Origin of the sequence: Novosphingobium flavum, assembly GCF_014230315.1 — a bacterium.
In the GTDB taxonomy this organism is placed as follows: domain Bacteria; phylum Pseudomonadota; class Alphaproteobacteria; order Sphingomonadales; family Sphingomonadaceae; genus Novosphingobium; species Novosphingobium flavum.
Genome location: NZ_JACLAW010000006.1, coordinates 245,975 through 270,045 on the forward strand (window position 1 = coordinate 245,975; position 24,071 = coordinate 270,045).

Annotated in this window: 33 protein-coding genes; 23 read left to right on the forward strand and 10 right to left on the reverse strand. The window is 68.3% G+C overall.

The genetic code is table 11. The features are described from left to right. Positions 1 to 87: 87 nt before the first annotated feature. From H7F51_RS09630 to H7F51_RS09640, 3 genes are read left to right on the forward strand one after another with little or no spacing between them, the layout of a single operon-like run. Positions 88 to 237 (forward strand): hypothetical protein, encoded by a 150-nt coding sequence (locus H7F51_RS09630; protein ID WP_185664032.1) that lies wholly within the window; start codon positions 88 to 90, stop codon positions 235 to 237. A 39-nt stretch (positions 238 to 276) separates the two neighbouring features. Further along, positions 277 to 1,242 carry a hypothetical protein gene (locus H7F51_RS09635; protein ID WP_185664033.1) on the forward strand — a complete coding sequence of 322 codons (966 nt, stop codon included), beginning with the start codon at positions 277 to 279 and terminating at the stop codon, positions 1,240 to 1,242. Next, positions 1,230 to 2,123: a transposase gene (locus tag H7F51_RS09640; protein WP_185664034.1), complete on the forward strand. Its 894-nt coding sequence runs from the start codon at positions 1,230 to 1,232 to the stop codon at positions 2,121 to 2,123. The genes H7F51_RS09635 and H7F51_RS09640 overlap by 13 nt, the downstream gene beginning before the upstream one ends. Here H7F51_RS09640 and ruvX read toward each other — a convergent pair. From ruvX to pyrE, 7 genes are all read right to left on the reverse strand, one after another. After that, the gene (gene ruvX / locus H7F51_RS09645; protein WP_185664035.1) at positions 2,120 to 2,623 is read right to left on the reverse strand and encodes a Holliday junction resolvase RuvX; all 504 of its coding nucleotides are present in this window, start codon (positions 2,621 to 2,623) and stop codon (positions 2,120 to 2,122) included. The two genes, H7F51_RS09640 and ruvX, sit on opposite strands and share 4 nt — an antisense overlap. Further along, positions 2,620 to 3,732, reverse strand: a complete 1,113-nt coding sequence (locus H7F51_RS09650; RefSeq protein ID WP_185664036.1) for a DUF3089 domain-containing protein — start codon at positions 3,730 to 3,732, stop codon at positions 2,620 to 2,622. The genes ruvX and H7F51_RS09650 overlap by 4 nt, the downstream gene beginning before the upstream one ends. A 7-nt stretch (positions 3,733 to 3,739) precedes the next feature. Then, on the reverse strand, positions 3,740 to 4,867 hold the full coding sequence (locus H7F51_RS09655) for an AI-2E family transporter (protein ID WP_185664037.1): 1,128 nt from the start codon (positions 4,865 to 4,867) through the stop codon (positions 3,740 to 3,742). A 30-nt stretch (positions 4,868 to 4,897) separates the two neighbouring features. Further along, positions 4,898 to 5,746, reverse strand: coding sequence for a signal peptidase I (gene lepB, locus H7F51_RS09660; RefSeq protein WP_343061259.1), 849 nt, complete (start codon positions 5,744 to 5,746; stop codon positions 4,898 to 4,900). A 30-nt stretch (positions 5,747 to 5,776) separates the two neighbouring features. Continuing rightward, a complete protein-coding gene (gene acpS, locus H7F51_RS09665; protein WP_185664038.1) occupies positions 5,777 to 6,178 on the reverse strand; it encodes a holo-ACP synthase in 402 nt (133 codons plus the stop codon). 157 nt (positions 6,179 to 6,335) lie between these two features. After that, the gene (locus H7F51_RS09670) at positions 6,336 to 7,082 is read right to left on the reverse strand and encodes a pyridoxine 5'-phosphate synthase (RefSeq protein ID WP_185664039.1); all 747 of its coding nucleotides are present in this window, start codon (positions 7,080 to 7,082) and stop codon (positions 6,336 to 6,338) included. A gap of 27 nt (positions 7,083 to 7,109) precedes the next feature. Beyond that, positions 7,110 to 7,694 carry an orotate phosphoribosyltransferase gene (pyrE, locus tag H7F51_RS09675; RefSeq protein WP_185664040.1) on the reverse strand — a complete coding sequence of 195 codons (585 nt, stop codon included), beginning with the start codon at positions 7,692 to 7,694 and terminating at the stop codon, positions 7,110 to 7,112. A 200-nt stretch (positions 7,695 to 7,894) separates the two neighbouring features. Here pyrE and coxB point away from each other — a divergent pair, with 200 nt between their 5' ends. From coxB to H7F51_RS09715, 8 genes are all read left to right on the forward strand, one after another. Then, the gene (coxB, locus tag H7F51_RS09680) at positions 7,895 to 8,926 is read left to right on the forward strand and encodes a cytochrome c oxidase subunit II (RefSeq protein ID WP_185664041.1); all 1,032 of its coding nucleotides are present in this window, start codon (positions 7,895 to 7,897) and stop codon (positions 8,924 to 8,926) included. 30 nt (positions 8,927 to 8,956) lie between these two features. Further along, a complete protein-coding gene (gene ctaD, locus H7F51_RS09685; protein WP_185664042.1) occupies positions 8,957 to 10,648 on the forward strand; it encodes a cytochrome c oxidase subunit I in 1,692 nt (563 codons plus the stop codon). A 99-nt stretch (positions 10,649 to 10,747) separates the two neighbouring features. Continuing rightward, on the forward strand, positions 10,748 to 11,689 hold the full coding sequence (locus H7F51_RS09690; protein WP_185664043.1) for a heme o synthase: 942 nt from the start codon (positions 10,748 to 10,750) through the stop codon (positions 11,687 to 11,689). A gap of 5 nt (positions 11,690 to 11,694) precedes the next feature. After that, complete coding sequence (locus H7F51_RS09695) at positions 11,695 to 11,841, forward strand: CoxF protein (RefSeq protein ID WP_185664044.1); 147 nt, start codon at positions 11,695 to 11,697, stop codon at positions 11,839 to 11,841. Between the two features lie 2 nt (positions 11,842 to 11,843). Further along, positions 11,844 to 12,467 carry a cytochrome c oxidase assembly protein gene (locus H7F51_RS09700; protein ID WP_185664045.1) on the forward strand — a complete coding sequence of 208 codons (624 nt, stop codon included), beginning with the start codon at positions 11,844 to 11,846 and terminating at the stop codon, positions 12,465 to 12,467. A 64-nt stretch (positions 12,468 to 12,531) separates the two neighbouring features. Then, positions 12,532 to 13,356: a cytochrome c oxidase subunit 3 gene (locus tag H7F51_RS09705; protein ID WP_185664046.1), complete on the forward strand. Its 825-nt coding sequence runs from the start codon at positions 12,532 to 12,534 to the stop codon at positions 13,354 to 13,356. Positions 13,357 to 13,371: 15 nt separating this feature from the next. Continuing rightward, a complete protein-coding gene (locus H7F51_RS09710; protein WP_185664047.1) occupies positions 13,372 to 13,788 on the forward strand; it encodes a DUF983 domain-containing protein in 417 nt (138 codons plus the stop codon). Next, positions 13,785 to 14,354 carry an SURF1 family cytochrome oxidase biogenesis protein gene (locus tag H7F51_RS09715; protein WP_185664048.1) on the forward strand — a complete coding sequence of 190 codons (570 nt, stop codon included), beginning with the start codon at positions 13,785 to 13,787 and terminating at the stop codon, positions 14,352 to 14,354. Before H7F51_RS09710 ends, H7F51_RS09715 begins: the two co-directional genes overlap by 4 nt. Positions 14,355 to 14,401: 47 nt before the next feature. Here H7F51_RS09715 and H7F51_RS09720 read toward each other — a convergent pair whose 3' ends face one another. Continuing rightward, positions 14,402 to 14,884, reverse strand: coding sequence for an SRPBCC family protein (locus tag H7F51_RS09720; protein WP_246448064.1), 483 nt, complete (start codon positions 14,882 to 14,884; stop codon positions 14,402 to 14,404). A gap of 89 nt (positions 14,885 to 14,973) precedes the next feature. Here H7F51_RS09720 and thrC point away from each other — a divergent pair, with 89 nt between their 5' ends. The 8 genes from thrC to H7F51_RS09760 all read left to right on the forward strand — a co-directional run bounded on the left by thrC (position 14,974) and on the right by H7F51_RS09760 (position 20,268). Next, complete coding sequence (gene thrC, locus H7F51_RS09725; protein WP_185664049.1) at positions 14,974 to 16,374, forward strand: threonine synthase; 1,401 nt, start codon at positions 14,974 to 14,976, stop codon at positions 16,372 to 16,374. 13 nt (positions 16,375 to 16,387) lie between these two features. After that, positions 16,388 to 17,275, forward strand: coding sequence for a class I SAM-dependent methyltransferase (locus tag H7F51_RS09730; protein ID WP_185664050.1), 888 nt, complete (start codon positions 16,388 to 16,390; stop codon positions 17,273 to 17,275). 10 nt (positions 17,276 to 17,285) lie between these two features. Next, positions 17,286 to 17,657, forward strand: coding sequence for a dihydroneopterin aldolase (locus H7F51_RS09735; RefSeq protein ID WP_185664051.1), 372 nt, complete (start codon positions 17,286 to 17,288; stop codon positions 17,655 to 17,657). A gap of 4 nt (positions 17,658 to 17,661) precedes the next feature. After that, positions 17,662 to 17,988, forward strand: a complete 327-nt coding sequence (locus tag H7F51_RS09740; RefSeq protein ID WP_185664108.1) for a Rossmann fold domain-containing protein — start codon at positions 17,662 to 17,664, stop codon at positions 17,986 to 17,988. 8 nt (positions 17,989 to 17,996) lie between these two features. Further along, entirely contained in the window at positions 17,997 to 18,998 is a 1,002-nt protein-coding gene (moaA, locus tag H7F51_RS09745) for a GTP 3',8-cyclase MoaA (protein ID WP_185664052.1), read from the forward strand. Continuing rightward, the gene (locus tag H7F51_RS09750) at positions 18,998 to 19,240 is read left to right on the forward strand and encodes a MoaD/ThiS family protein (RefSeq protein ID WP_185664053.1); all 243 of its coding nucleotides are present in this window, start codon (positions 18,998 to 19,000) and stop codon (positions 19,238 to 19,240) included. The genes moaA and H7F51_RS09750 overlap by 1 nt, the downstream gene beginning before the upstream one ends. 2 nt (positions 19,241 to 19,242) lie before the next feature. Then, positions 19,243 to 19,683, forward strand: a complete 441-nt coding sequence (locus tag H7F51_RS09755; RefSeq protein WP_185664054.1) for a molybdenum cofactor biosynthesis protein MoaE — start codon at positions 19,243 to 19,245, stop codon at positions 19,681 to 19,683. Between the two features lie 159 nt (positions 19,684 to 19,842). Then, positions 19,843 to 20,268: a hypothetical protein gene (locus H7F51_RS09760; RefSeq protein WP_185664055.1), complete on the forward strand. Its 426-nt coding sequence runs from the start codon at positions 19,843 to 19,845 to the stop codon at positions 20,266 to 20,268. A 39-nt stretch (positions 20,269 to 20,307) separates the two neighbouring features. Here the strand turns inward: H7F51_RS09760 and H7F51_RS09765 are convergent, their stop codons facing one another. Continuing rightward, complete coding sequence (locus H7F51_RS09765) at positions 20,308 to 20,877, reverse strand: hypothetical protein (RefSeq protein ID WP_185664056.1); 570 nt, start codon at positions 20,875 to 20,877, stop codon at positions 20,308 to 20,310. Between the two features lie 199 nt (positions 20,878 to 21,076). Here H7F51_RS09765 and rplU point away from each other — a divergent pair, with 199 nt between their 5' ends. The 3 genes from rplU (at position 21,077) to H7F51_RS09780 (ending at position 22,506) form a co-directional block, all read left to right on the forward strand. Next, on the forward strand, positions 21,077 to 21,442 hold the full coding sequence (rplU, locus tag H7F51_RS09770; protein WP_185664109.1) for a 50S ribosomal protein L21: 366 nt from the start codon (positions 21,077 to 21,079) through the stop codon (positions 21,440 to 21,442). Between the two features lie 17 nt (positions 21,443 to 21,459). Then, complete coding sequence (gene rpmA / locus H7F51_RS09775; RefSeq protein ID WP_185664057.1) at positions 21,460 to 21,729, forward strand: 50S ribosomal protein L27; 270 nt, start codon at positions 21,460 to 21,462, stop codon at positions 21,727 to 21,729. A 216-nt stretch (positions 21,730 to 21,945) separates the two neighbouring features. Further along, positions 21,946 to 22,506, forward strand: coding sequence for a GNAT family N-acetyltransferase (locus H7F51_RS09780; protein WP_185664058.1), 561 nt, complete (start codon positions 21,946 to 21,948; stop codon positions 22,504 to 22,506). Positions 22,507 to 22,557: 51 nt separating this feature from the next. Here H7F51_RS09780 and H7F51_RS09785 read toward each other — a convergent pair whose 3' ends face one another. Further along, positions 22,558 to 23,436, reverse strand: a complete 879-nt coding sequence (locus H7F51_RS09785; RefSeq protein ID WP_185664059.1) for a metal-dependent hydrolase — start codon at positions 23,434 to 23,436, stop codon at positions 22,558 to 22,560. Between the two features lie 28 nt (positions 23,437 to 23,464). Between H7F51_RS09785 and H7F51_RS09790 the strand changes: the two genes are divergently transcribed. Next, complete coding sequence (locus tag H7F51_RS09790) at positions 23,465 to 24,058, forward strand: TetR/AcrR family transcriptional regulator (protein WP_185664060.1); 594 nt, start codon at positions 23,465 to 23,467, stop codon at positions 24,056 to 24,058. Positions 24,059 to 24,071 lie beyond the last annotated feature (13 nt).

Genomic DNA, 24,071 nt, shown 5'->3' on the forward strand with positions numbered 1-24,071 from the left:
TAATTTCAGTTGATCGCCCCGTTTTGCGACCAGCCGGTCAGCGGGGCGAACGTGTCCCGCGCCATTCGGCCACTTTGGGGACCAGACATGAACCTTCCGCAGATCGACGTTTCCGCCCTTCCCAACCTTGATGTGATGACCGGCGTGTTCGGCAGCCTTGCTCACAAGGCCGCGCTCGTCTCGGGGGACAGCACCGTCATCATCATCACCTTCCTCTACGACACCTTCGGCGACTGACCGGACCGGCAACCGTCACAGGCCGCGGGGGCGATCGACATGCAGTTCAACCCGGAAATCCGCACAGACCTGAGCGATCCGGCCGGGCTGCAGGCGCAGCAGGCGGCGCATCAGGCCGCGCTGGACCGGTGGCGGGCCTCGCCGCCCGCCGCCGCCGTGCTCGATGCTTTCGCGGCCTTTGCCGCGGGCAGGCCGCTCTCGGCACTGCCCGCGCTGGCCGCCCTGTTCGATGGATCGGACCGGGCGCGCCGTTTTGCCGAGGGGCTCGCGGCAAGCTTCCTGCCCGCCATGGCCGCCGCCCGCTTCGGGCAGGTGCCGCTGCGCCACTCGCACAGCCGCGCCGCCGCCACGGTGATGCTCGCCCGGGAGGGCGAGGCCTCGCTCAGCCTTGTCGCGCTGGACGGGGTTGGGCTCGCGCTTCAGCCTTGTGCCGCATCCGCCGCCTTCGCCCAGGCCGAGGAATGGGACGTGGTCATTGCCGGCACCGGGCAGGGCCGCCTTGCCGAGCGCCACGGCGCGCCCGGCATCGCGGTCCACCCGCTGCGGCTCGAACCCGGCGTCGCCCTTGGGCGCGACGCGGCGCGCGAGGCACTGCTGGTCGATGCGGCGCACGGCACCCTGCTCCTGCTGCGCCTCCGACGCCGCCGCCCGGGGCCCGAACCGGTGCGCGAATTCGCGCTGGCGGACGGCGCGCCGCTGCACCAGTCCGTCTCCTGCGCCCGCGAAAGCCGGCACGAGATCGCCGTTGCCCTGCTCGGCCGGATGGGCCGGGTGGATGCCGCCCCGCTGCTCGCCGAGATCGCCGCGGACCCGGCGCTGGGAGACATGCTGCGCTGGCAGGCCCTGCGCAAGTGCCTTGCGCTCGATACCCGCGCCGGTTTCCTCGCCGTCGTCCGCCTCGCGTGGGCCAGCGGCGATCCGCTCGCCCATGCCGCCGGAGCCCTGCGCGCCCAGCTGATCGAGGCGCACCCCATCCTCGCGGAGATCGAACCATGCCCCGTCTGATCGACTGTCCGGATACAGCCCTCGTCACGCTCGGCGAATGCGCCGATGCCATCCACGCCGCCGGCTTCGCCCCGTCGTGCGAGGAGAGCCTGGCCGAAACCGCGCTGTGGCTGCGCCGCCTCGGCAACAACCCCGATTTTCTGGGCGATATCCTCGTCGAATCGCTCAAGCACCGCCACCGTGACGAGCCCGCTCAGGGGTACGGCCCCCAGGCGATCCAGCTCACCCGGCCGAAAAACGGCGTGTTCCTGCGCGCCGCCGTTTGGCCCGCCATGGCCGATGCGATGGTCGCGGCCAGCGGCAGCGCCTCGTTCGTCTATGGCCTGCCGCACGATCACAATTTCAGCTTCCTCACCCACGGTTACTTCGGTCCGGGTTACTGGAGCGACTATTACGAGTACGACTACGAGGCGGTCTCCGGCTGGACCGGCGAACTTGCCCATCTCACCCACACCGGCCGCCGCCGCCTCGAACCCGGCAAGGTCATGCTCTACCGCGCGCACCGCGACGTGCACCGCCAGCTGCCGGCCGATTCGCTGTCGGTCTCGCTCAACGTGATGCACGCCGAGCCGGCGATGCACTGGCTCGACCAATATTCGTTCGACGTGGAGAAGGGCACGATCACCGGCCGGGTCGATTCCGGCCCCTCCGAAGCCTTCCTCAAGATCGCCGTGGCGCTTGGAACCTGCGAAGCGCTGGACCTCGCCGAGCACGTCGCCGCCAGTCACCCGAGTGAACGGATGCGCCTCACCGCGCTCGATGCCCTCGCCGGGCAGGCCCCGGATCACGCCGCGCGCGATGCGCTGTGGGCGCGGGCCGAGCGATCCGGCCTCCGGATGGTGGCGATGGAAGCCCGCGCGCGCCGGGCGGAGCTGGCCTAGAACGCCGATCCCGCCAGCGCGTCGATCGCGCCCTGCAGGATCACCGCCGCCGCCGCCGAATCGATCCGCTCGGCGCGCTTGGCACGGCTCATGTCCTGTTCGATCAGCCCGCGTTCGGCGCCCATCGTGGACCAGCGCTCGTCCCACAGCAGCACGGGCAGGCCGAGCGCGGCGAGGTTGCGGGCATAGGCGCGGCTGGACTGGCTGCGCGGCCCTTCGCTGCCGTCCATGTTGAGCGGGAGGCCGATGACGAAGCCTTTCACTTGCCGCTCCCGCACCAACGCCAGCAGCAGTTCGCGGTCCGCGCCGAACTTGCCGCGCTTCAGGGTCTTGCCGGGCGAGGCGAAGCGCCAGCCGGCATCGCAGAAGGCCGTGCCGATGGTCTGGGTGCCAAGGTCGAGCCCGATCAGCGCGCCGCCCTCGGGCAGCAGATCGCGATAGGCCAGCGCGCTCTGGGTGACCTCGGCGGGGGGCGGGGCTGCGGGCGGGGCGGCGGTCATGGGGCAGGCCTCCACGCGGCCACCCGCGCGGCCACGTCGGCGCGCAGGTTGGCCCAGAACAGCGGGATGTCGTAGATGTGGTAATTGTTGCCGGGCAGCACGTAGGGCCCCATCGCGGGCGGAGGGCCGATCAGCAAGAAGCCGTCGCCGCCGCAGCGCGCGGGCACCAGGCCGGGCAGCAGGCGCGCGCCGGTCAGGCTCGGGTCGGGCAGCAGCGTGCCAAGGTTGGCCGCGCCGGTCGCCGCCGAATGGGGCGCACCGGTCAGCGGGTTGGTGCACAGGAACGGCGAGGCGCCGGGCAGCTTCCCGTCGAGCGCCGGGGTGCGGGCATAGGCTTCCAGCGTCAGGCCGGGGTCGGCCGGCTCGGCATAGGTCTGCCACGAGACCACGCAGCCCGGCTGTCCGGCATTCTGGCAGGCGGGCAGGCCCACCTGCGGCAGGTCATGTTCGATCGAGACCGGCCAGCCGATCACGTAGGCGGCGGCGATCCGGCGGGCGAGGGGCTTTCCGGCCACCTCGTCACGCAGCAGCCGCTTGAGGTGCAGCGCGCCTTGCGAATGCCCGGCCAGAACGATCGGCCGGTCCGCCGGCACGGCGGCGAGGAAGGCGGCGAAGGCCGCGCGCACGTCGCCATAGGCCCGTTCCAGCGCGGCATCGCGCGCCGCCCCCTCGGTCAGGAAGGCGCCGAAGGTCGCCTGGCGGTAGCGCGGCACCCAGACGTCGGGGCTGGCGTTGAAGGCGCTGGCCATGCCGCGCACCATGTTGATGCTCATCACCTCGGCGTGCGGGTCGTCCAGCGGGGCGTTCCAGTGGGCGCGGTCGAAATAGGAGGTCGGGTGAACGAAGAACACGGCGGCCGGCAGCGGCGCCGGATCGGGCGCCATGCCTTCGGGGCGGAACTGCGCCGGATCGGCGGCAAGGCCCGGCCGGGCGAGCCACATCCGGGGATCGGCCCAGGCGGAGGCCGGCAATGGCGCCGCCGCCTCGATCCCGTGATCGGGCACGAGGGCCATGCGGGCAAGGTCGCCGCTCCAGAAATTGAGCGCGACGCGTCCGAGGAAGAACACCACCGTCAGCCCCGCGATGACATAGAGAAACTTGCGAACCACTCAGGCCTCACCCCTGAACCCCGGTAAAGGGAATTCCGGCTTCGCCGACCCGCTCGGCCCGGCGCGCCGAATGCCGCTCGAGCCAGATCTTGATCATCGCCACCAGCGGATCGGCCAGCGCCAGGCCGAGGATGCCGAACAGGGCCCCCATGATCAGCTGCGCGCCGAGCACCAGCGCCGGGGCGAGGTCGACCGTCTTCTTGGCCACCATCGGCACGATCAGGTTGCCGTCCACGGTCTGGACGATGACGTAGACCGCGATGCAATAGAATCCCATGGTGGTCCCGCCGGAAAAGCCGACGAGCACCATGATCAGGCCCGAAATCGGCGCACCGATATTGGGCAGGAAAGCCAGCAGGGCGGTCAGCAGGCCGAGCAGCCCGGCCATCGGCACACCGTAGATGGCCAGCGCCAGCCCGGTGCCGATCCCTTCCACCGTCATGCCGATCAGGCGGCCGAACATCAGCATCCTGAGCGAGCGGCCCATCAGTGCCGCCGTGCCGTGGAAATGGGCGCGGCTCTCCATCGGCAGCATCCAGGCGAGCCCGCGCTGGTAGAGCCGCGGCTCGGCGGCGACATAGATCCCCAGCACCACCACGAGGAACAGGGTGGTCGCCCCGCCGAGGATGCCGCCCACCACCCGGGTCAACTGGGCCACGCCGCCCAGCGCCTGCTGGACGAAGCTCTTGAGATCGCCCGAGCCGACCTTGATGCCGTGGGCCTCGAGCCAGCCGAGCCCGCGCAGCGCCTGGGTCTCAACCGTCGCGGGCAGCTGCGCTGCCTGGCTGGCCACGGTGCTCCCGGCGAACCACGCGGTCCAGCCGAGGAAGGCAAAGCCGCCCAGCACCACAATCAGGATTCGCCAGCCGCGCCCGATCGGCAGGACACGGCCGAGCAGCCGCGCCCCCCCGTCGATCATCGCGGCAAAGACAAGGCCCGCGAAGATGACCAGCAACGGCTGGGCCATGAACACGGCCGCCACCACGGCCGCGGCCATGCCGATCCACACCGCCGCGCGCTTGGCCTCGCCCTTGATGTCGTCTCCGGCAAAGTCGGTCGGCCCGGCCCGGCTGGTGATCGGCGAGGCCGGAGTCTCGCCATGCGGCGCGGCCGCCCTGTCAATCTCCCCAGCCATCCCGGTGTCTCCCTGTCCCTGCGAAGCCTGTCAGCGCGCCGGCTTGATCACCGCCGGGCGCAGGCTGGTCCATGCCCGGCCCGAACGCAAGGCCCCCCACCAGGTCAGCGGGTTCAGCGTCTCGGTGCCGTTGAGCGAGAAGGTGATGAACTCGGCCCGCCCGCCGATGTCGGACAGCGGAACCGGCCCGCCAAGACCATTCTCCCACAGCGGAGCGCGGCTGTCGGCCGAATGGTCGCGGTTGTCGCCCATCAGGAAGACGTGGCCCGCCGGCACGGTGATCTCGTCCACGTTGTCGAGATCCTGGTTCATGTGGTCGATGATCTGGTAGGTCGCGCCATTGGGCAAGGTCTCGCGGAAGGTCGGCAGCTCATAGACCTCCTGCCCGTTGGGCAGGCGCTGGCGATATTCCGCGAAGGCGTCGTAGCACGGCGCCCCGTCGCAGGAGAGCGCATCGTCCGACGGGATCTGCACTGGCGGCTCCACGGTCTGCGGCACCGGCTTGCCGTTGAGCACGATCTGGCCGTTCACCACCGCGATCCGGTCGCCGGGCAGGGCGACTACGCGCTTGATCAGGTCGTCGGTCCGGTTGGGCGGCACCACGATTACGATGTCGCCATATTCGGGGGTCGCGCCCATCACCCGCCCGGTCCCGCGCGGCAGCACGTGGAACGAGGCCGAGGACCAGTTCCAGCCATAGGGCCACTTGGAAACCACCAGCCGGTCGCCAACCAGCAGGTTGGGCATCATCGAGATCGAGGGGATGTAGAACGGCTTGGCCACCAGCGAGTGGAACGCGACCACCGCCAGCAGCATCAGCACCAGGCCGCGCAGTTCCGCCAGCCAGTCGATGCCCTTCTTGTCCGTGGATCCGGTCACGTTGTTCCTGCTTTTCGAAATGGGGGAAAGTCAGCGCGGGCGCGCTTCGATGACGACAAAGGCCTGGGCCCAGGGATGGTCGTCGGTCAGCGTCAGATGAATCACGGTGTCATGCCCGGCTGGAGTGATCGCGGCAAGGCGCGCCGCCGCTCCGCCGGTCAGCGCCAGGGTCGGCGCGCCCGACGGCGCGTTGACCACGCCGATGTCCTTCATGAACACGCCGGACTTGAACCCGGTCCCGACCGCCTTGGAAAAAGCCTCCTTGGCGGCAAATCGCTTGGCATAGGTCCCGGCGCGGGTGAACGGCCGCCGCTCGGCCTTGGCCCGCTCGGTCTCGGTGAAAACGCGGGCGATGAACCGTTCGCCATAGCGGTCGAGCGAATTCTGGATTCGCTCGATGTTGCACAGGTCTGAGCCGAGGCCGATGATCATGGGAGTCTCGTGCGTTGTCCGGTCATGCCGGCGGCATGACCTCGCCGGCACCGGCCCGCGCCCCCGGCCCAGCCACCCATCGAGTGTACCCTGTGGGTGGCTGGGCCGGGGGAGCGGGCCGGTGCCGCCCCCGCCGTGAGGCGGGAAAGAAACACTGTCACCGCGCCTCGTCCATCAACTCGCGCATCCGCCGAACCGCCGCATCGAGCCCGGTGAAGATCGCCTCGCCGATCAGGTAATGGCCGATGTTGAGTTCGGCCAATTGCGGGATCGCCGCGATCGGCTGGACATTGTCATAGGTCAGCCCATGCCCGGCATGCGGCTCGATCCCGTTCTTGGCGGCCAGCGCGGCCATGTCGGCGATGCGCTTGAGCTCCACCGCGACCGCCTCGCCCCCCCCTGGTTCTTGGCAGGCATGGGCATATTCGCCGGTGTGCAGTTCCACCACCGGTGCGCCAAGTTGCATCGCCGCCTCGATCTGCCGCGCTTCCGGCGCGATGAACAGGCTGACGCGAATCCCCGCGTCCGCCAGCCGCGCCACGATCGGGGCGAGCCGGTTGTGCTGCCCCGCCGCGTCGAGCCCGCCCTCGGTCGTGCGCTCCTCCCGCCGCTCGGGCACGATGCAGGCCGCGTGAGGGCGATGGCGCAGTGCGATCTCGACCATCTCGTCGGTCGCCGCCATCTCGAGGTTGAGCGGCAGGTTGGTCGCCGCCTGAATCCGCGCGAGGTCCTCGTCGCGGATATGGCGGCGATCCTCGCGCAGGTGCGCGGTGATCCCGTCGCCGCCCACCGCGGCCACGATCTCCGCCGCCCGCACCGGATCGGGGTGGAGCCCGCCGCGCGCGTTGCGGATTGTGGCAACGTGGTCGATGTTCACGCCCAACCTGAGCTTCGTGCCCGCCATCACGGCCGACTCCTTATATATAAAGTCTCAGGGCTGGGCCCGGCTGCCCGGCTTGATCGCCGGGATTGCGGCCAGCTCGGCGGGAACCTCGTCCGGGGCATAGGTCGGGAAGTTGAGCGCGATCAGGGCGGTGAAGGGAACGCCAAGGTCCACCGTTCCGCCGGTGCGGTCGACCAGAGCGGCCGCCGCGATCACCTCGGCCCCGGCCTCCTCGATCGCCTTGATCGCCTCGCGGCTCGACAGGCCGGTCGTGACCACGTCCTCGACCATCAGCACCTTGTCGCCGGGCTCGAGGGCAAACCCCCGGCGCAGCTCGAAGGTCCCGGTCGGGCGCTCGACGAACAGGGCCTCGACCCCCAGGGCACGGCCCATCTCGTGGCCGATGATCACCCCGCCCATGGCCGGCGAGACCACCTTGGTGATCTGCTTCCTGAGGTCGCGCGGCAGCGCCGCGGCCAGGGCCACGGCGAGCCGTCCGGCCCGGTCAGGGTTCATCAGCACGCGGGCGCACTGCAGATAGCGCGCGGTGTGCCGCCCCGAGGAAAGCAGGAAATGCCCCTCGAGCAATGCCTTGCTGGCGCGGAATTCGGCCAGAACCTCTTCGTCCTGCATGGGACGGATGACTCCTTCTGATTCTACAACAGGTCGCGGCGCGTCGTTTTGCGCCTGCTCAAAAAAACCCCCTAGAGGCGCTTGAGGTGCCCCGCAAGCGCGCGTATAGGCCCTCCAAACTGTGCCTCCCGGGGGCGAGAGGGGGCCGTTTTCCAACGTGGGTCTCTCGCCGCCATAGGAAAAGCGAAAGCGCAAGACAGATGATTTTTGCCGAAAAGGCCCGCCGCGCGGGATCGGTCGTCATGGCCCTCGGACTTTCCCTCACGGCGCTGCCCCGGGCGGCATTTGCCCAAGCTGCGGAAGCTGCCGCGGAAGCAACCGCCGCCGCCACCGAAGCCGCCGGCAATGCTGCGGCCAAGGCCGGCAGCTACGTTCCGATGAAGCCGGTTCCGGGCATCGGTCAGCCGATCGACGGCGCCTATGGCTTCCAGGAGCAGTTCTCGCCCAACGGCCACTATGCGCTGTGGATGCACAACGCGATCCTGATGCCGATCATCACGATCATCAGCCTGTTCGTGCTCGGGCTCCTGATGTGGGTCGCCTATCGCTACCGCACGGCCAAGAATCCGGTCGCCTCGCGCACCAGCCACAACACCCTGATCGAAGTGATCTGGACCCTCGTCCCGGTCCTCATCCTCGTCGGCATCGCGATTCCCTCGATCAGCCTGCTTGCCAAGCAGTACAAGCCGGCCCCGGAAAACGCCCTGACCATCAAGGCCACCGGCAACCAGTGGTTCTGGACCTACGGCTACCCGGACAACGGCGGCTTCGAGGTGATCTCGAACATGCTGCCCGATGAAGAGGCCGTGAAGCGCGGCGAACCCGCCAAGCTCGGGGTCGACAACCGCCTGGTCCTGCCGGTCGGCGAACCGATCCGCCTGCAGACAACCGGCGCCGACGTGATCCACTCGTTCGCCGTGCCCTCGCTGTGGTTCAAGCTCGACGCCGTCCCCGGCCGGATCAACGAGAAGGTCCTCTTCATCGAAAAGCCGGGCGTTTACTACGGCCAGTGCTCGGAACTGTGCGGCGCCCGCCACGGCTACATGCCGATCGCGATCGAGGCCCTGCCGCGCGACAAGTTCAACGCCTGGGTCCTGGCCCAGGGCGGTGAACTCGACCACCAGCCCAAGCCCGCTGCCGCTCCGGCCGCCGCTGCCGCTCCGGCTGCTGCCGCGACCGAGGCCGCCACGGCTGAAGCCGCCGCCACCGAATCCGCGGCGCCCGCCGCCTGATCTCGCTCAGAAAGACGAGGCAACCACACCATGGCTACCACCGCTGAGACCTTCCAGGCGCACGGCGACGCGCACGACCATGCGCACGACCATGATCACAAGCCGGCCTTCTTCGCCCGCTGGTTCATGTCGACCAATCACAAGGACATCGGCACGCTCTACCTGATCTTCGCGATCTTCGCGGGGATCATCGGCGGCGCCGTTTCGGGCCTGATGCGGCTCGAGCTCGAACAGCCGGGCATCCAGTACCTCACCCTGTGGGCGACCTGGTTCGACGGCAAGCCGGCCGAAATGAACACCGCGCTCCACCTGTGGAACGTGCTGATCACCGCGCACGGCCTGATCATGGTGTTCTTCATGGTCATGCCGGCGATCATCGGCGGCTTCGGCAACTGGTTCGTGCCCATCATGATCGGTGCGCCGGACATGGCCTTCCCGCGGATGAACAACATCTCGTTCTGGCTGACCGTCGCCGGTTTCTGCTCGCTGATGTTCTCGGCCTTCGTGCCGGGTGATACGACCGGCCTTGGCGCCGGCATCGGCTGGACCGCCTATGCCCCGCTCTCGACCTACGGTTCCTCGGGCCCGGCGGTCGACTTCGCGATCTTCTCGCTCCACCTCGCCGGTGCGGGCTCGATCATGGGCGCGATCAACTTCATCACCACCATCCTCAACATGCGCGCGCCGGGCATGACCCTGCACAAGATGCCGCTGTTCGTGTGGTCGGTGCTGGTTACCGCCTTCCTGCTTCTGCTCGCGCTGCCGGTTCTGGCCGCCGCGATCACCATGCTGATCACCGACCGCAACTTCGGCACGACCTTCTTCGACGCCTCGGGCGGCGGTGATCCGGTTCTTTACCAGCACCTGTTCTGGTTCTTCGGCCACCCCGAAGTGTACATCATGATCCTGCCGGGCTTCGGCATCATCAGCCAGATCATCTCGACCTTCTCGAAGAAGCCGGTCTTCGGCTACCTCGGCATGGCCTATGCGATGGTCGCGATCGGCGTCGTGGGCTTCATCGTCTGGGCTCACCACATGTACACCACCGGTCTTTCGGTGAACACGAAGATGTACTTTACCGCGGCGACCATGGTCATCGCGGTCCCCACCGGCATCAAGATCTTCTCGTGGATCGCGACGATGTGGGGCGGCAGCCTGTCGTTCAAGGCCCCGATGGTCTGGGCGATCGGCTTCATCTTCCTCTTCACCGTCGGCGGCGTCACCGGTGTCGTCCTCTCCAACGGCGGCATCGACGACAATCTCCAGGACACCTATTACGTCGTGGCGCACTTCCACTACGTGCTGTCGCTGGGCGCGGTGACCTCGCTCTTCGCGGGCTTCTACTACTGGTTCCCGAAGATGAGCGGGAAGATGTACTCGGAACTGCTGGCCCACATCCACTTCTGGGTGTTCTTCGTCGGCGTGAACCTGATCTTCTTCCCGATGCACTTCCTCGGGGCCCAGGGCATGCCGCGCCGCTATCCCGACTATCCGGCCGCTTACGAGCACTGGAACCATGTCGCGACCGACGGCTACAAGATCATGGCCGTCTCGGTGCTGATCTTCTTCATCAACATCGCCTACGCGTTCATCGCCGGCAAGAAGGCCGAAGACAACTACTGGGGCGAAGGCGCGACCACGCTCGAGTGGACCCTGTCGAGCCCGCCGCCGTTCCACCAGTTCGAAACGCTCCCGGTGATCGAGGATGCGCATCACCACTGATCCCGGCCGAAAGGCCTGATCACGAAGGGCCCCGGGGGAAACTCCGGGGCCTTTTCCTTGCCCTTCCAACTTCCCCCGCACCGGCCTATAGGCCGGGCCGTGACTCAGTCCGCTCCCACCCCGGCCGCCCAGGGCCTGCCGCTTCCCGCCGAATGGCGCGATTTCTTCGCGCTGACCAAGCCGCGCGTGATGAGCCTGGTGATCTTCACCGGCCTGTGCGGACTGCTGGCTGCGCCCGAGCCGATCCATCCGGTGATCGGCTTCACCACGATCCTGTGCATCGCGCTGGGCGCGGGCGGTGCCGCCGCGCTCAACCAGTGGTGGGAGGCCGACCTCGACGCCGGGATGCGCCGCACCCGCAACCGGCCGCTCCCGGCCGGACGGATGGACCGGACCAGCGCCCGCGATTTCGGCGTCGGCCTTTCGGCCGGCTCGGTCCTGGTCATGGGCCTGGCCGTCGGCTGGCTTGCCGGGTTAATCCTCGCCATCTCGATCGTCTATTATGCCGTGATCTACACGATCTGGCTCAAGCCGCGCACGCCGCAGAACATCGTGATCGGCGGCGGGGCAGGGGCCTTCCCCCCGCTGATCGGCTGGGTCGCGGCCACCGGCCACATCACGCTGATGCCGGTCGTGCTCTTCGCGATCATCTTCATGTGGACCCCGCCGCACTTCTGGGCGCTCGCCCTGTTCGTGCAGTCGGACTATGCCAAGGTCGGCATCCCGATGCTCCCGGTCGTCGCCGGAGAGACCGTGACGCGCCGCCAGATCATGATCTATGCCGTCCTGCTGCTGCCGCTCACCCTGGTGCCGTGCCTGATCGCCAAGAGCCTAGGCGGGGCCGGGCTGGTCTACGGGGTGGCCGCCGCCGTCCTGTCCACGGCCTTCCTCGCGCTCTCGGTCCGGGTCGGCCTGCGCCGCCGGTCGGGCGAGGACGATTCGATGAAGCCCGAAAAGCAGCTGTTCGGCTATTCGGTGCTCTATCTTTTCGCGCTGTTCGCGGCGCTGGTTGCCGATCGCTGGCTGCTGGTGCAGGGGTGAGCGCGATGACCGACACCCCCGATCCCGAATCGCCCGAATACATGGAACGCCGCAAGCAGGTGATCCGCCAGCGCAACGTGGCGACGGCGCTGGTCCTCGGCTTCTTCGTCGTGCTGTTCTTCGCGATCACCATCGTCAAGATGAAGATCTGACCATGCACGCCGCCCCGGCCGAGCTTTCGCAGCGCAACCGTAGGGTCGGGCTCTACGCCCTGCTCGCCGCGCTCGCCATGCTCGGCCTCGGCTATGCCTCGGTCCCGCTCTATCGCCTGTTTTGCCAGGTCACCGGTTTCCAGGGCACGACCCAGCGCGTCTCCGCGGCCCAGGCTGCCAGCGTCAAGGTTGCCGCCGCGACCATGTCGATCCGCTTCGACGGCAATACCGACCGCGACCTGCCGTGGGAGTTCAAGCCCCAGCAAGTGACGCAGACGGTGCGGCTGGGTGAGCGTAACCTCGCGATCTTCACCGCGAAGAACCTCTCCAACCGGCCGATCGTCGGTCGCGCCAGCTACAATGTCTCGCCGGACGACGCGGGCAAGTTCTTCAACAAGGTCCAGTGCTTCTGCTTCACCGAGCAGACCCTCGAGCCGGGGCAGGAAGTGCGCATGCCGGTGATCTACTTTGTCGATCCCTCGATCACCAAGGACGAGGACGGCAAGGACATCCGCCAGATCACGCTGAGCTACACCTTCCACGAGGACAAGGACGCCAGCGCCGATCTCGCCGCGAAGGCGAAGGTCGCATCGAAGGGTCTGGACCGCGCCGGAAACGCGCGATAAGGGGCCACAACAGATTATGGCGCCTGCCCCGCGCGGCAGGCGTGAAACGGGGAACTGTCAGATCATGGCCGGTACCAAGAACCACGATTATCATATCCTTCCGCCCGATATCGTCCCGCTGCTGAGCACGATCGGCGCGCTGACCTTCACGTCGGGCATGGTTCTGATGATGCACAAGCTGCCCGGCGGGCACGTCGTGCCCTGGCTGGGCCTCGCCCTGCTGCTGGCCTGCATGTTCCAGTGGTTTACCAAGATCGTCCACGAAGCCCATGCCGGCGATCACACCCCGGTGGTGCAGCTGCACCAGCGCTACGGGATGATCCTGTTCATCGCTTCGGAAGTGATGTTCTTCGTCGGCTGGTTCTGGGCCTTCTTCGATTTCTCGCTGTTCCCCAGCAAGATCGCGGCCGAAGTGGTCGGCGGGCAGTGGCCGCCCAAGGCGATCGAAGCGGTGATCAATGCCTGGGATCTTCCGCTGCTCAACACGCTGATCCTGCTCTGCTCGGGCACCACGCTGACCTGGTCGCACCACGCCCTGATCCACGGGGACCGTGATAGCGCCAAGAAGGGGCTGTGGCTGACCATCATCCTCGGCGTGCTGTTCACCTCGATCCAGGCCTACGAATATATCCATGCGCCGTTCCCCTTCGGGAAGAACACCTATGGCTCGGCCTTCTACATGGCGACCGGCTTCCACGGCTTCCACGTCATCGTCGGCACGATCTTCCTGCTCGTCTGCCTGAAGCGCATGTACAACGGCGACTTCACGCCTCGCCAGCACTTCGGCTTCGAAGCGGCGGCGTGGTACTGGCACTTCGTCGACGTCGTCTGGCTGTTCCTGTTCGTCTGCATCTACGTCTGGGGCAACTGGGGCGCGGTCATTGAGTAAGGTTGGGATCGAATAGTGACCGAACCCGTCCAACCGGACGCAACGAAGGGGCAGCCTGGCACCGCCAAGGCTGCCCTTTTCGGTTGCTGCCCCCGCTGCGGCGCGCGCACCCTGTTCGCGGGCTATGCGAAGTTCGCCGACCGCTGCCGCGCCTGCGGGCTCGACTTCACCCGCTTCAACGTGGGCGATGGTCCCGCTGCCTTCCTCACCCTCGTCATCGGCACGCTGGTAACGGGCCTTGCGATCTGGCTCGAACTGGCGGCCAGCCCGCCGTTCTGGGTCCACGCCGTGCTCTGGGTCCCGCTCACCGCGCTCTGCGTGCTGGGCGGCCTGCGCGGCACCAAGGCATGGCTGCTACAGGCCGAATACCGCCGGCACGCCAAGGAAGCCGTGAACGAGGACTGGACGATCACGCCGAAAGACGGCGAATGACCCGCAGGATCCCCATCATCCCGACCGCGATCGTCCTGATCGCCGCCGCGATCATGGTCCGTCTCGGCTTCTGGCAGCTCGACCGTCTGGCCCAGAAGCAGGACATGCTCGCCCGTTTCACCGCGGCAGAGGCTGACCGCACGGTTCATCCATGGCCGCGCGGTGGGATCGCTCCCCTTGGTTACACCCGGTTGCAGCTGGAATGCCGTTCGGCCGGTCCGGCCCAGCCCGAAGCGGGCCGCAGCGCCAGCGGCCAATCAGGCTGGGCGCAGGTGGTGCAATGCGCGACGCCGGAAGGGGCGAAGGCGCGCATCGTACTGGGCTGGTCCAGCCAGCCAGCGCCGGCAACGTGGCAAGGCGGGGCGGTGACGGGAACCTTCGTTCCCAAGGGCGAAGACGTTCTGGTCTATGCCGATCCCCCGCTCGCCGGCCTCCAGCCCAATGCCCGGCCCGACCCGCGCGACATTCCCAACAACCACCTGGCCTATGCCGTGCAGTGGTTCCTCTTCGCCGCCATCGCCGTGATCATCTACGCCCTCGCGCTGAGGAAGCGCCTGCGCGGTTAGGTTGTGTCGCCATTTGCAGGCCGCCATGGGCCGAGCGGCGGCATAACCTAAACATACATACCTTCGCGCAGGTTCACCCCGTGCTCCAGCCACATCTTGAGCGCGCAGAGCATCTGCGACCAGCCCATGCAATTGCCGTAGCTGGCGTCGAGCCCGGCCTGGCTCTCCTGCCAGGCACCCTCGCTGATCTCAACGAGGGTGCGCCCGTCGTCGGTCGGCATGAACGAGAAGGTCACGGTCGACTTGCCTTCGCTGCCGGCCGCCTCGCGCGCCTGCCAGCGCAGCACGATCCGCTCGCCGGCATGGGCTTCCACCACCTCGACCGGGAAGGCGCCGGGAAAGTCGGCGAAGTCCCAGGTCACGGTGGCGCCGGTCTCGATCCGGCCGCGGGCCCCGCCGGTGGTGAAATAGGCCGAGAGCTGGGCCGGGTCGGCCACGGCCTCGTAAACTTCGGCGACAGGCCGGGCGATTCGCCCGAACACGGTGAACTTCAGGTCCATTTCCCCACTCCAGCCCAGCTTGCGCGCCATTCGCGCGCTCGTTCGCGCAATAATCCTGTGCAACTCCGAATCGCCGCAAGGGTTTCCTTTGCCGCGATGTGACGCTAACGCGCGGCCCCATGGACTATATCAGCACTCGTGGCAGCGCGCCCGCGCTCGATTTCGCCGGAGCAACTCTCGCCGGTCTCGCCTCCGACGGCGGGCTCTACGTGCCGCGCACCTGGCCGAAGTTCTCGCAAGACGAGATCGCGGCGATGGCCGGGCTGCCCTATGCCGAGCTGGCCCAGAAGATCATGCTGCCCTTCGTCGAGGGGAGCCTCAGTGCAGAGCGCCTGCTCGAACTGACCCGCGCCGCCTATGGCCGCTTCGCCCATGCCGCCGTGACGCCGCTCAAGCAGCTCGACCAGCAGCAGTGGCTGCTCGAACTGTTCCACGGGCCGACGCTGGCCTTCAAGGACGTCGCGCTCCAGCTGCTCGGCCTGCTGTTCGAGGAATTCCTCGCTCGCAGCGAGCAGAACCTCACCATCGTCGGCGCCACCTCGGGCGATACCGGCTCGGCCGCGATCGACGCCGTCGCGGGCCGGGCGAAGATCGACATCTTCATGCTCCACCCGCGCGGCCGGGTGTCCGACGTCCAGCGCCGCCAGATGACCACGGTGCTGGCGCCCAACGTCCACAACATCGCCATCGAGGGCTCGTTCGACGATGCCCAGGCGATGGTGAAGCGCATGTTCAACGACAACGGCATGACCGACCGCTTCGCCATCGGCGCGGTCAACTCGATCAACTGGGCGCGCCTGATGGCCCAGGTGGTCTATTACTTCGCCGCCGCGCTCCAGCTCGGCGCGCCGCAGCGCAAGGTCGCCTTCTCGGTGCCGACCGGCAATTTCGGCGACGTTTTCGCCGGCTATGTCGCTGCGCAGATGGGCCTGCCGATCGAGCGCCTGATCGTTGCCACCAACGTCAACGACATCCTCCACCGCGCGCTGTCGACCGGCGACTATTCGCAGGGCACCGTCACGCCGACGGCTGCCCCCTCGATGGACATCCAGGTCTCGTCCAACTTCGAACGCCTGCTGTTCGACGTCGGCGGGCGCGACGGCAAGGCGCTGGCCGAGCAGATGGCCGGCTTCGAGGCGACCAAGGCGATGCAGCTCACCAACGCCCAGCGCGAGGGCGCCGCCGCCCTGTTCTCCTCGGCCCGCGCCGACGCCGATGACATGAACCGCGCGATCCGCTGGGCCTTCGTCGAATGCGGCGAGACCATCGACCCGCACACCGCGATCGGCCTCCACGCCGCCCGCGTCGCCGGGATCGCCGCCGACATTCCGGTCGTCACCCTCGCCACGGCGCACCCGGCCAAGTTCACCGACGCGGTCGAGCATGCCACCGGCATCCGCCCGACGCTCCCGACCCGCGTCGGCGACCTGTTCGAGCGCGAGGAACGCCTCACCGCGCTCCCCGGAGACTACGACGCCGTGGCCGACTACGTCTCGGCCCACGCAACGCCGCGCCCATGATGGGGAACGCCTGATGGCCCGCCTCGACGAGACGCCCCGGCTTCTCGTCGGTGACGGCTGGGCCGATTATGGCCTGGTCGACTCCGGCCATGGCCGCAAGCTGGAGCGCTACGGCCCCTACCGCTTCGTGCGCCCCGAGCCCCAGGCGATGTGGACGCCCAAGCTGGCCGACTGGCAGGCCCACGGCGAATTCGTCCCCGGCTCCGACGAGGACGGCGGCGGCCGGTGGCAGTTCTCCGGGCCAGTCCCCCGCGAAGGCTGGGACCTGTCGCGCGGGGGCGTGAAATTCACGGCCTCCTGCACCCCCTTCCGCCACCTCGGCTTCTTCCCCGACATGGCCCCGGTGTGGGACTGGATGGGCGAAATGCTCGAAGGCAAGGCCGAGGCGCAGACCCTCAACCTGTTCGGCTACACCGGCGTCGGCACGCTCAGCCTGAGCGAGCACGGTCCGGTCACCCATGTCGACGCCAGCAAGAAGTCCGTCGCCCAGGCCCGCGCCAATGCCGCGCTCTCGGCCATGGAGCAGCGCCCGGTCCGCTGGATCATCGACGATGCCGCCAAGTTCGCCGCGCGCGAAGTGCGCCGGGGCAAGCGCTATGACGGGATCATCCTCGATCCCCCCAAGTTCGGGCGCGGCCCCGAAGGCGAGGTCTGGCGGCTGGAGGAACACCTTCCCGGCCTCGTCGCAGATTGCCGCCGGCTGCTCGATGCCGACAGCCGCTTCCTCTTCCTCACCGTCTATGCCGTGCGCATGAGTTCGCTCGCGCTCGCCGGCCTCCTCAGCGAAGTCTTCGCCGATCTGCCCGGCGCGATCGAGCACGGCGACCTCGCGGTGCGCGAAGACGACAACGGCCGTCTCCTGCCCACCGCGATCTTCGCCCGCTGGTCCAACAAGAGCTAAGCCGCGCCCGATGACCGATTCGCTGATCCTCGAAGTGGCCGACCTCGAAGTCGACGTCCTCACCGGCATCTATTCGGAAGAGACCGGCCAGCCCCAGCCGCTGCGCATCACGATCAAGGTCCGCCTGAAGCCCGCGCCGCACTACGGCCCCGATACCCCGCTGGGCGCCAGCAAGAACTACATGGACCTCAAGTTCGCGGCGCGCGAAGCCCTGCCGCCGGGCGTCCACTTCAAGCTGATCGAGGCCGTGGCCGATCACATCTGCGAAACCCTGTTCGTGGGCGACGAGCGGGTCGAGGCCGTCACGGTCAAGATCGTCAAGCTCGCCATTGCCGAGGCGGGCGAGCAGATCGGCATGACCCTCCACCGCGAGCGTCGCTGAAGTGATGCGGCTCGACGTCGGCCCCTTGCCCGGCGACGCGCTCGCGGCCAGCGCCCACTTCCACGCCGAGATCCTGCCGCGCGTGCGCGAAGCCCTTTCCGGGGGCGCGGTCCTGACCCTCGTCTTCGCCCCGGCCGGGCACGAACATCGCGGCTGGCGCGCCGAACTCGTCGCCAGCCTCGCCCGCGCCCATGCCCCGGCCCGGATCAACGCGCTGGCCTCGGCCGACGAGGCCGCCATCGCCGCCACGCTCGCCTATCTCGCCGATGCGCCGGGCCTCACCGGGCAATATCTCGCGCTCGATGGCGCGGGCGCCGGTCCTGTGGTATGACCGTGCCAATGGCCGCAACACCCCTCGTCGATCAGTTCGCCCGCAGGATCAGTTACCTGCGGCTCTCGGTGATCGACCGGTGCGATCTGCGCTGCTCCTATTGCATGCCCGAGCGGATGACCTTCCTGCCCAAGGCGGAAGTGCTCAGCCTCGAGGAACTGCACAAGCTTGCGCTCGGCTTCATCGCGCGCGGCATCACCAAGCTGCGCCTAACCGGGGGCGAGCCGCTCGTGCGGCGCGACATGATCGAGCTGGTCCGCGCGCTCGGCCGCAAGCTGGGAGACGGGCTCGAGGAACTGACCCTCACCACCAACGGCACTCAGCTCGCCGGTCTGGCCGGGGATCTGTTCGAGGCCGGGGTGCGCCGCATCAACGTCTCGCTCGACACGCGCGACCGCGAGACTTTCGCCCGCCTGACCCGGCGCGACATGCTGCCGCAGGTGCTCGAAGGGATCGAGGCGGCCCGCGCCGCCGGGCTCAAGGTCAAGCTCAACACCGTCGCGCTCAAGGGCGTGAACGAGGCCGAGATCCCCGACCTGATGCACTGGGCGCATGACAAGGGCATGGAGCTGACCCTGATCGAGGTCATGCCGCTGGGCGAGGTCGAGGAAGACCGCTTCGATCACTACCTCCCACTCTCCACCGTGCGCGAGAGCCTCGAACAGCGCTTCACCCTTGCGCCCTCCGGCCACCGCACCGGCGGCCCGGCGCGCTATTTCGACGTCGAGCAGACCGGCGGCCGTCTCGGCTTGATCACCCCGCTCACCAACAATTTCTGCGACGGCTGCAACCGCATCCGCGTCACCGCCACGGGCCAGCTCTTCGCCTGCCTCGGCGGGCGCGAGCAGGTCGACCTGCGCGCCGCCCTGCGCTCGGACCAGCCCGAGGCAAACCTTGCCGCCGCGATCGACGAGGCCATGCGGATCAAGCCGCTGCGCCATTCTTTCGCGATCGACCGTCCCGGCGCGGAGCCGGCCCTGCCGCGCCACATGTCGATGACCGGCGGCTGATGGCCCGCCTGCTGTTTCTCGGAAGGCTGGAAGACCTCGCCGGCGGCCCGGAACGGGCGCTGCCGCTCACCGCCCCCACGGCCCTGGCGGACATTCTCGCCGGCCTGCCCGCCGATCTCGCCGCAGCGCTCTCCGGCCCCCGCGTCCGCCTCGCCCGCAACGGCGCGCTGGTCGCGCCCGAAGGCCTCGTCCTCGCCGAAGGCGACGAACTCGCCTTCCTTCCCCCGGTCAGCGGCGGCTGACCATGCCCGAGGTCCGCCTCGCCCTCGCGCCGTTCGATCCGGCGGCCGAACTCACGGCCTTCGGCGCCGCGCACGATGAAGCCGGCGGGATCGTCTCATTCCTCGGCAAGGTCCGCGCCGGCGATGCGGTCGACGCCCTCGAACTCAGGCATTTCGCCCCGCTCACCCTGCCGGGGATGCAGGCGCTCGCCGCACAGGCCGAATCACGCTGGAACCTCGCTGGGCTCCTCGTCGTCCACCGCAGCGGGGTCATGGTGCCGGGCGACCCCATCGTCCTCGTCGCCGCTGCCGCCCGCCACCGCCGCGACGCCTTCGCCGCCACCGACTTCGTGATGGACCACCTCAAGAGCGATTCGTGGTTCTGGAAACGCGAACGCTCGGGCGGAGAATGGCGCTGGATCGAACCGCGCGAGCAGGACCACGCCGACCTCACCCGCTGGTAAGCCCGACTTCCCCTCGTCATTGCGAGGAGCGCAGCGTCGAGGCAATCCAGGGCAGCCACGCCCCAACCTCGGCCCGCCGAATCCGCCGGCCCCGTTGATCGAGGTCAAGGAACGCCCCGCCCATCGGCCCTAACGACGCTCCCGAAAGGAGTGTCGCCGATGTCCAGACACGTTACCCAGGCGGATCTCGCCGCCAAGGCCCTCGTGGCCGATGCCCCGGTCCAGACCCGGGTCAATCGTACCTTCGAGCTGCCCGCCGGACTCTATGCCCTGACGGTCGCCTGCTACCTCGGCTTTCTCGTGGTGATGAGCGCGCTGTTCATGAACGCGGAACTGGTCCTGCCGATGGCGGCCTTCGTCGTCTCGATCGTCGGCGGCTTCGGGCTTGGCTGGAAGTGGGTGGCGATGAAGCCGGGCAACGACAATCCGACCCTCTCCATGGGCCAGTTCGCCAGCCGCGGCATCCAGACCCTGTCGGGCCGCCTGACCGCCGCCGAGGCGTCTGCCCAGGTCCTGATCCTGCCGGTCCTGATCCTCGCCTGGGGCCTCGCCATCGCCGTGATCTACGCGGTGGTCGGCCACTGATCCGATTTAGCCGGAAGGGGGCGCCGATGCGCCTTCCGGTCAGGTTTTAAGACGGTTTCCCAGCTCGGCCAGGACCGCATCTTCATCGGCGACCCATGCGGTCACCTGGTCGCGGACGGCGGCGATGGCAACCCCATCGCCGCCGTCAATCCGTTCCGCGGCATAGAGCCGGTCAAGCTCGCCCAGCGAGATCATCGCATCGCTGCGCGCCGATTCGAGGTCGGCCACGGCCACGGTCGCCACCGACCAGGCCTCGCTCGCCACCTGTGCGCCGTTCGCCGCCGCCACCAGTTGCCGCGCGCGCTCCCGCTTCTCGCCAAACCGGTCATGCGCCTCGCGCGCCGAATCTCCCAATTCCCTGAGACGGGCGGCAAGGTCGCCCGAAACCGCCCGCTCGCTCGCCGTGGCATCGGGGGCAGGGGCGGCCGGCGCCCCGCTTCCCGTGATTCGTCCGGGCGCCCCGGCGGCTGCCGGGGCAGGGGGCGATCCGGCGGGCCGGGCCTCCAGCGCCAGCTCGGCCTGACGTTTGGCGAGTGAGGGAAATTCGCCTTGCGAGCCGCAGGCGGAAAGGAGGACAAGCGCGGCCAGCGGCGCGATCACGGGTTTCATGGGATAGGGGCATAAACCCTCGCGAAGCCCTGCGAAACCCCGCCTCTCGCGGTTGACAGCAAAGGCCCGTTGCACTAGGGGCGCTGCTTCTTCCGGCACCTGTCCGTTTCGGGGCAGGGAGTCGGCGCGTCGCCCGCAACCGGTTCTGCCGGTAAAGCGTGCGGGGCGGCACGGGCAAAGACAGATTGGATTGAGCACCATGTTCGCAGTAGTGCGCACGGGCGGCAAGCAGTACCGGGTTGCCGCCGGAGACAAGATCGCGGTTGAGAAGCTGGCTGGTGAAGCCGGTGACAAGATCACCTTGGGCGACGTCCTGCTCGCCGGCGACGGCGGCGAGGTCAAGGATTCGGCGGGTGTCGTCGTTTCGGCCGAGATCATCGCGCAGGCCAAGAGCGAGAAGGTCATCGTCTTCAAGAAGCGTCGCCGGCATAACTACCGTCGTCGCAACGGCCACCGCCAGCAGATGACCCTGCTGCGCATCCTTTCGGTCGGTGGGGCCGAGAAGAAGGCTGCCAAGAAGGCCGCCAAGGCTGAAGACGCCGCCCCCGCTGCGGCTGCTGAATAAGTTCGGAGTAGTTCGACATGGCACACAAGAAAGCAGGCGGCTCCTCGCGTAACGGTCGCGATTCGGCTGGCCGTCGCCTTGGCGTCAAGAAGTTCGGCGGTCAGGAAGTGATCGGCGGCAACATCATCATCCGTCAGCGCGGGACCCGCGTCTATCCGGGTGCGAACGTGGGCATGGGCAAGGACCACACCCTCTTCGCTCTCACGGAAGGCCGCGTGCGCTTCCACGACGGCAAGCTCGGCCGCAAGTACGTGTCGGTCGACATGATGGCCGAAGCGGCAGAATAACCGGATGGTCATTCATGGGCCATCCCACGGGATGGCCCCGCCAGTGTCCTGAACACTGGCCGTCAACGAGGGAGAGGGGCCCCGCCCGTCTCCCTTTTTTCGTTCTCCCTCAGTCGCTTGTCGTGCGCTCCGAGCATCCGGTCGCACGGCGCAACACGAATGTCACGCTGGCGGTGTAGACGCGCTGTCAGCGGGCTGATCGACGAGGAGAGCGTCATGTTCATTCGCACCGAGCGCCTGTTCCTGCGCCCCGGCTGGCCGGAGGACTGGAACGAACTGCATAGCCGCATCGCGGACGAGGGGATCGTCCGCAACCTGGCCCGCGCGCCCTGGCCCTACCGGCCGGAAGACGCGCAGGCCTTTGCCGCCACGGCCCAGTCTCCGCGTCATCCGCATTTCCTCGTCACCCTGCCGGGCGCCGACGGGAGCCGTCTGGTCGGCGCCGCCGGTCTGGGACGGATCGGAGACCAGACCGAACTCGGCTACTGGATCGCGCGCGACGCCTGGGGGCAGGGCTATGCCACCGAGGCGGCACGCGCCGTCCTGACCCTGGCCCGCACTCTCGGCCACCGCCGGATCGTCGCCCAGCACTTCATCGACAACCCGGCCTCGGGCCGGGTGCTGCGCAAGGTCGGCTTCTGCCCGACGGGGGAGATCGTCCATCGCCATTCGTGCGGGCGCGGCACCGATTCGGCGGCCGCGATCCACGCGATCGACCTCGGCCAGCCGAGCGATTGCGACGATGATGGCTCGACCATGGCCCGCCGCGCCGCCTGACGAGCTTGCAAGGGCGTTGTAGGGGCGTTGCAATAGCGTTGCAGTGACGCCTCAGGCGTCCTGCAACGCCTGCTCGGCCGCACCGATCAGGTGGCGGTCATCGACGTCCCAGGGGTGAAATCCGGGGCGGAAGAAGCGCAGCCAGTCCGGCACGATTCTCCGCAGGACCCCGGGCTTTACCCAGAGATACCAGCCCAGCTTCACCCTCGCTTTCCAGCGCGGAATTCCGTCTTGTCCAAGCAGGTCCAGCCCATCGGCGAAGCGGTGGCGCAGGAAGTGCCAGGTCACCACCGCCATCATCAGTGCCCGCACCCGCCAGCGCTTGCCCGCAGGCCATTCCCGCGTCGCGTGGAGCCAGGTGTCGAAGGCCACGCCCTTGTGCTCGATCTCCTCGATCGCGTGCCATTGCCACATCCGCGCGATCTGAGGGTCGGCTCCGGCAAAGTATTGGGGCCGCGAGAGAAACTGGTGCGCCATCATCGCCGTCCAGTGCTCCAGCGCCATGGTTGCCGCGAGGTCGAGGATCTTGGGGCGGCCGCGGGTTTTCGCCATCATCGCCTCGACCCGCGCATCGACCCGCGCCATGTCGTAGCCGGCCTCGGTCGCGATCCGGTTGAAGGCGACATGCTCGCGCGTGTGATTGACCTCCTGGATCACGAATGCGCGGATTTCCGCGGCGAGCCGCGGCGGTGCCCCGTCGCGGAAGGCCTTGACCGCCTCGATAAAAAAGGCCTCGCCGCGCGGAAAGGTGCCGGACAGGGCATTGTGCCAGGCGCTCGCCACCGGATCGCCGCCCAGCCACCAGCGCCGGCTCCAACCGGTCCGGCCGAAGCGCAGGTCGCGCACCGTGATCGCGGGCCCGCCCTGTGACGGAACGGTGTTGCCGAGAGGCCGCTGTGGTTCTATCGGGACAGGGAGAGGCGCGTCCATGCCCTCCAAGATAGAGTTACTTACAAGGATGTCAATAAGGCGCCGCCTGACCCAGGAAGAAAGCCGCGCGGCCGCGCTGGCTGCGGCGCGGGCACTGCTGCTCGAAACGGGCCCGCAGTCGGTCACGCTCAAGGCGGTTGCCGAGCGGGTCGGGCGGACTCACGCCAACCTCCTGCATCACTTCGGCTCGGCTGCCGGGCTGCAGAAGGCGCTGGCCGAACACCTTGCTTCGACCATCTGCGCCAAGATCGGCGAAACGGTGATCGCCAGCCGCTCCGGCATTGCCAGCCCGCGCGACGTGGTCGACCTGACGTTCGACGCCTTTGACCGTGAGGGCGGCGGCGCGCTGGCCTCGTGGATGTTGCTCACGGGCAACGAGGGCGCGCTCGACCCGATCATTGGCGCGATCCACGATCTGGTCGAGGACCTCCACGACTACGGCTCGGAAGCCATGCGGGCGACGACGCTTACCCTCGTGCTGCTGGCGCTCGGTGATGCGCTGATGGGCGCGCCGCTGACCCAGTCGCTCGATCTGGCCCGGACCACCGGGCGCGATCAGGCTGAGCGCATGCTGGCCGAGGCGACTGAGCGGGCAGGCCTCGCGCCGCCGCCATTGCCCTGATCGCCGGGCAGCG

Coding starts and splice junctions, on each gene's coding strand:
- H7F51_RS09630 (WP_185664032.1), top strand. CDS start 88: ATGAACCTTCCGCAGATCGACGTTTCCGCCCTTCCCAACCTTGATGTG.
- H7F51_RS09635 (WP_185664033.1), top strand. CDS start 277: ATGCAGTTCAACCCGGAAATCCGCACAGACCTGAGCGATCCGGCCGGG.
- H7F51_RS09640 (WP_185664034.1), top strand. CDS start 1,230: ATGCCCCGTCTGATCGACTGTCCGGATACAGCCCTCGTCACGCTCGGC.
- ruvX (WP_185664035.1), bottom strand. CDS start 2,623: ATGACCGCCGCCCCGCCCGCAGCCCCGCCCCCCGCCGAGGTCACCCAG.
- H7F51_RS09655 (WP_185664037.1), bottom strand. CDS start 4,867: ATGGCTGGGGAGATTGACAGGGCGGCCGCGCCGCATGGCGAGACTCCG.
- acpS (WP_185664038.1), bottom strand. CDS start 6,178: ATGATCATCGGCCTCGGCTCAGACCTGTGCAACATCGAGCGAATCCAG.
- H7F51_RS09670 (WP_185664039.1), bottom strand. CDS start 7,082: ATGGCGGGCACGAAGCTCAGGTTGGGCGTGAACATCGACCACGTTGCC.
- pyrE (WP_185664040.1), bottom strand. CDS start 7,694: ATGCAGGACGAAGAGGTTCTGGCCGAATTCCGCGCCAGCAAGGCATTG.
- coxB (WP_185664041.1), top strand. CDS start 7,895: ATGATTTTTGCCGAAAAGGCCCGCCGCGCGGGATCGGTCGTCATGGCC.
- ctaD (WP_185664042.1), top strand. CDS start 8,957: ATGGCTACCACCGCTGAGACCTTCCAGGCGCACGGCGACGCGCACGAC.
- H7F51_RS09695 (WP_185664044.1), top strand. CDS start 11,695: ATGACCGACACCCCCGATCCCGAATCGCCCGAATACATGGAACGCCGC.
- H7F51_RS09700 (WP_185664045.1), top strand. CDS start 11,844: ATGCACGCCGCCCCGGCCGAGCTTTCGCAGCGCAACCGTAGGGTCGGG.
- H7F51_RS09705 (WP_185664046.1), top strand. CDS start 12,532: ATGGCCGGTACCAAGAACCACGATTATCATATCCTTCCGCCCGATATC.
- H7F51_RS09715 (WP_185664048.1), top strand. CDS start 13,785: ATGACCCGCAGGATCCCCATCATCCCGACCGCGATCGTCCTGATCGCC.
- H7F51_RS09720 (WP_246448064.1), bottom strand. CDS start 14,884: ATGGCGCGCAAGCTGGGCTGGAGTGGGGAAATGGACCTGAAGTTCACC.
- thrC (WP_185664049.1), top strand. CDS start 14,974: ATGGACTATATCAGCACTCGTGGCAGCGCGCCCGCGCTCGATTTCGCC.
- H7F51_RS09730 (WP_185664050.1), top strand. CDS start 16,388: ATGGCCCGCCTCGACGAGACGCCCCGGCTTCTCGTCGGTGACGGCTGG.
- H7F51_RS09735 (WP_185664051.1), top strand. CDS start 17,286: ATGACCGATTCGCTGATCCTCGAAGTGGCCGACCTCGAAGTCGACGTC.
- H7F51_RS09740 (WP_185664108.1), top strand. CDS start 17,662: ATGCGGCTCGACGTCGGCCCCTTGCCCGGCGACGCGCTCGCGGCCAGC.
- moaA (WP_185664052.1), top strand. CDS start 17,997: ATGGCCGCAACACCCCTCGTCGATCAGTTCGCCCGCAGGATCAGTTAC.
- H7F51_RS09750 (WP_185664053.1), top strand. CDS start 18,998: ATGGCCCGCCTGCTGTTTCTCGGAAGGCTGGAAGACCTCGCCGGCGGC.
- H7F51_RS09755 (WP_185664054.1), top strand. CDS start 19,243: ATGCCCGAGGTCCGCCTCGCCCTCGCGCCGTTCGATCCGGCGGCCGAA.
- H7F51_RS09760 (WP_185664055.1), top strand. CDS start 19,843: ATGTCCAGACACGTTACCCAGGCGGATCTCGCCGCCAAGGCCCTCGTG.
- H7F51_RS09765 (WP_185664056.1), bottom strand. CDS start 20,877: ATGAAACCCGTGATCGCGCCGCTGGCCGCGCTTGTCCTCCTTTCCGCC.
- rplU (WP_185664109.1), top strand. CDS start 21,077: ATGTTCGCAGTAGTGCGCACGGGCGGCAAGCAGTACCGGGTTGCCGCC.
- rpmA (WP_185664057.1), top strand. CDS start 21,460: ATGGCACACAAGAAAGCAGGCGGCTCCTCGCGTAACGGTCGCGATTCG.
- H7F51_RS09780 (WP_185664058.1), top strand. CDS start 21,946: ATGTTCATTCGCACCGAGCGCCTGTTCCTGCGCCCCGGCTGGCCGGAG.
- H7F51_RS09785 (WP_185664059.1), bottom strand. CDS start 23,436: ATGGACGCGCCTCTCCCTGTCCCGATAGAACCACAGCGGCCTCTCGGC.
- H7F51_RS09790 (WP_185664060.1), top strand. CDS start 23,465: ATGTCAATAAGGCGCCGCCTGACCCAGGAAGAAAGCCGCGCGGCCGCG.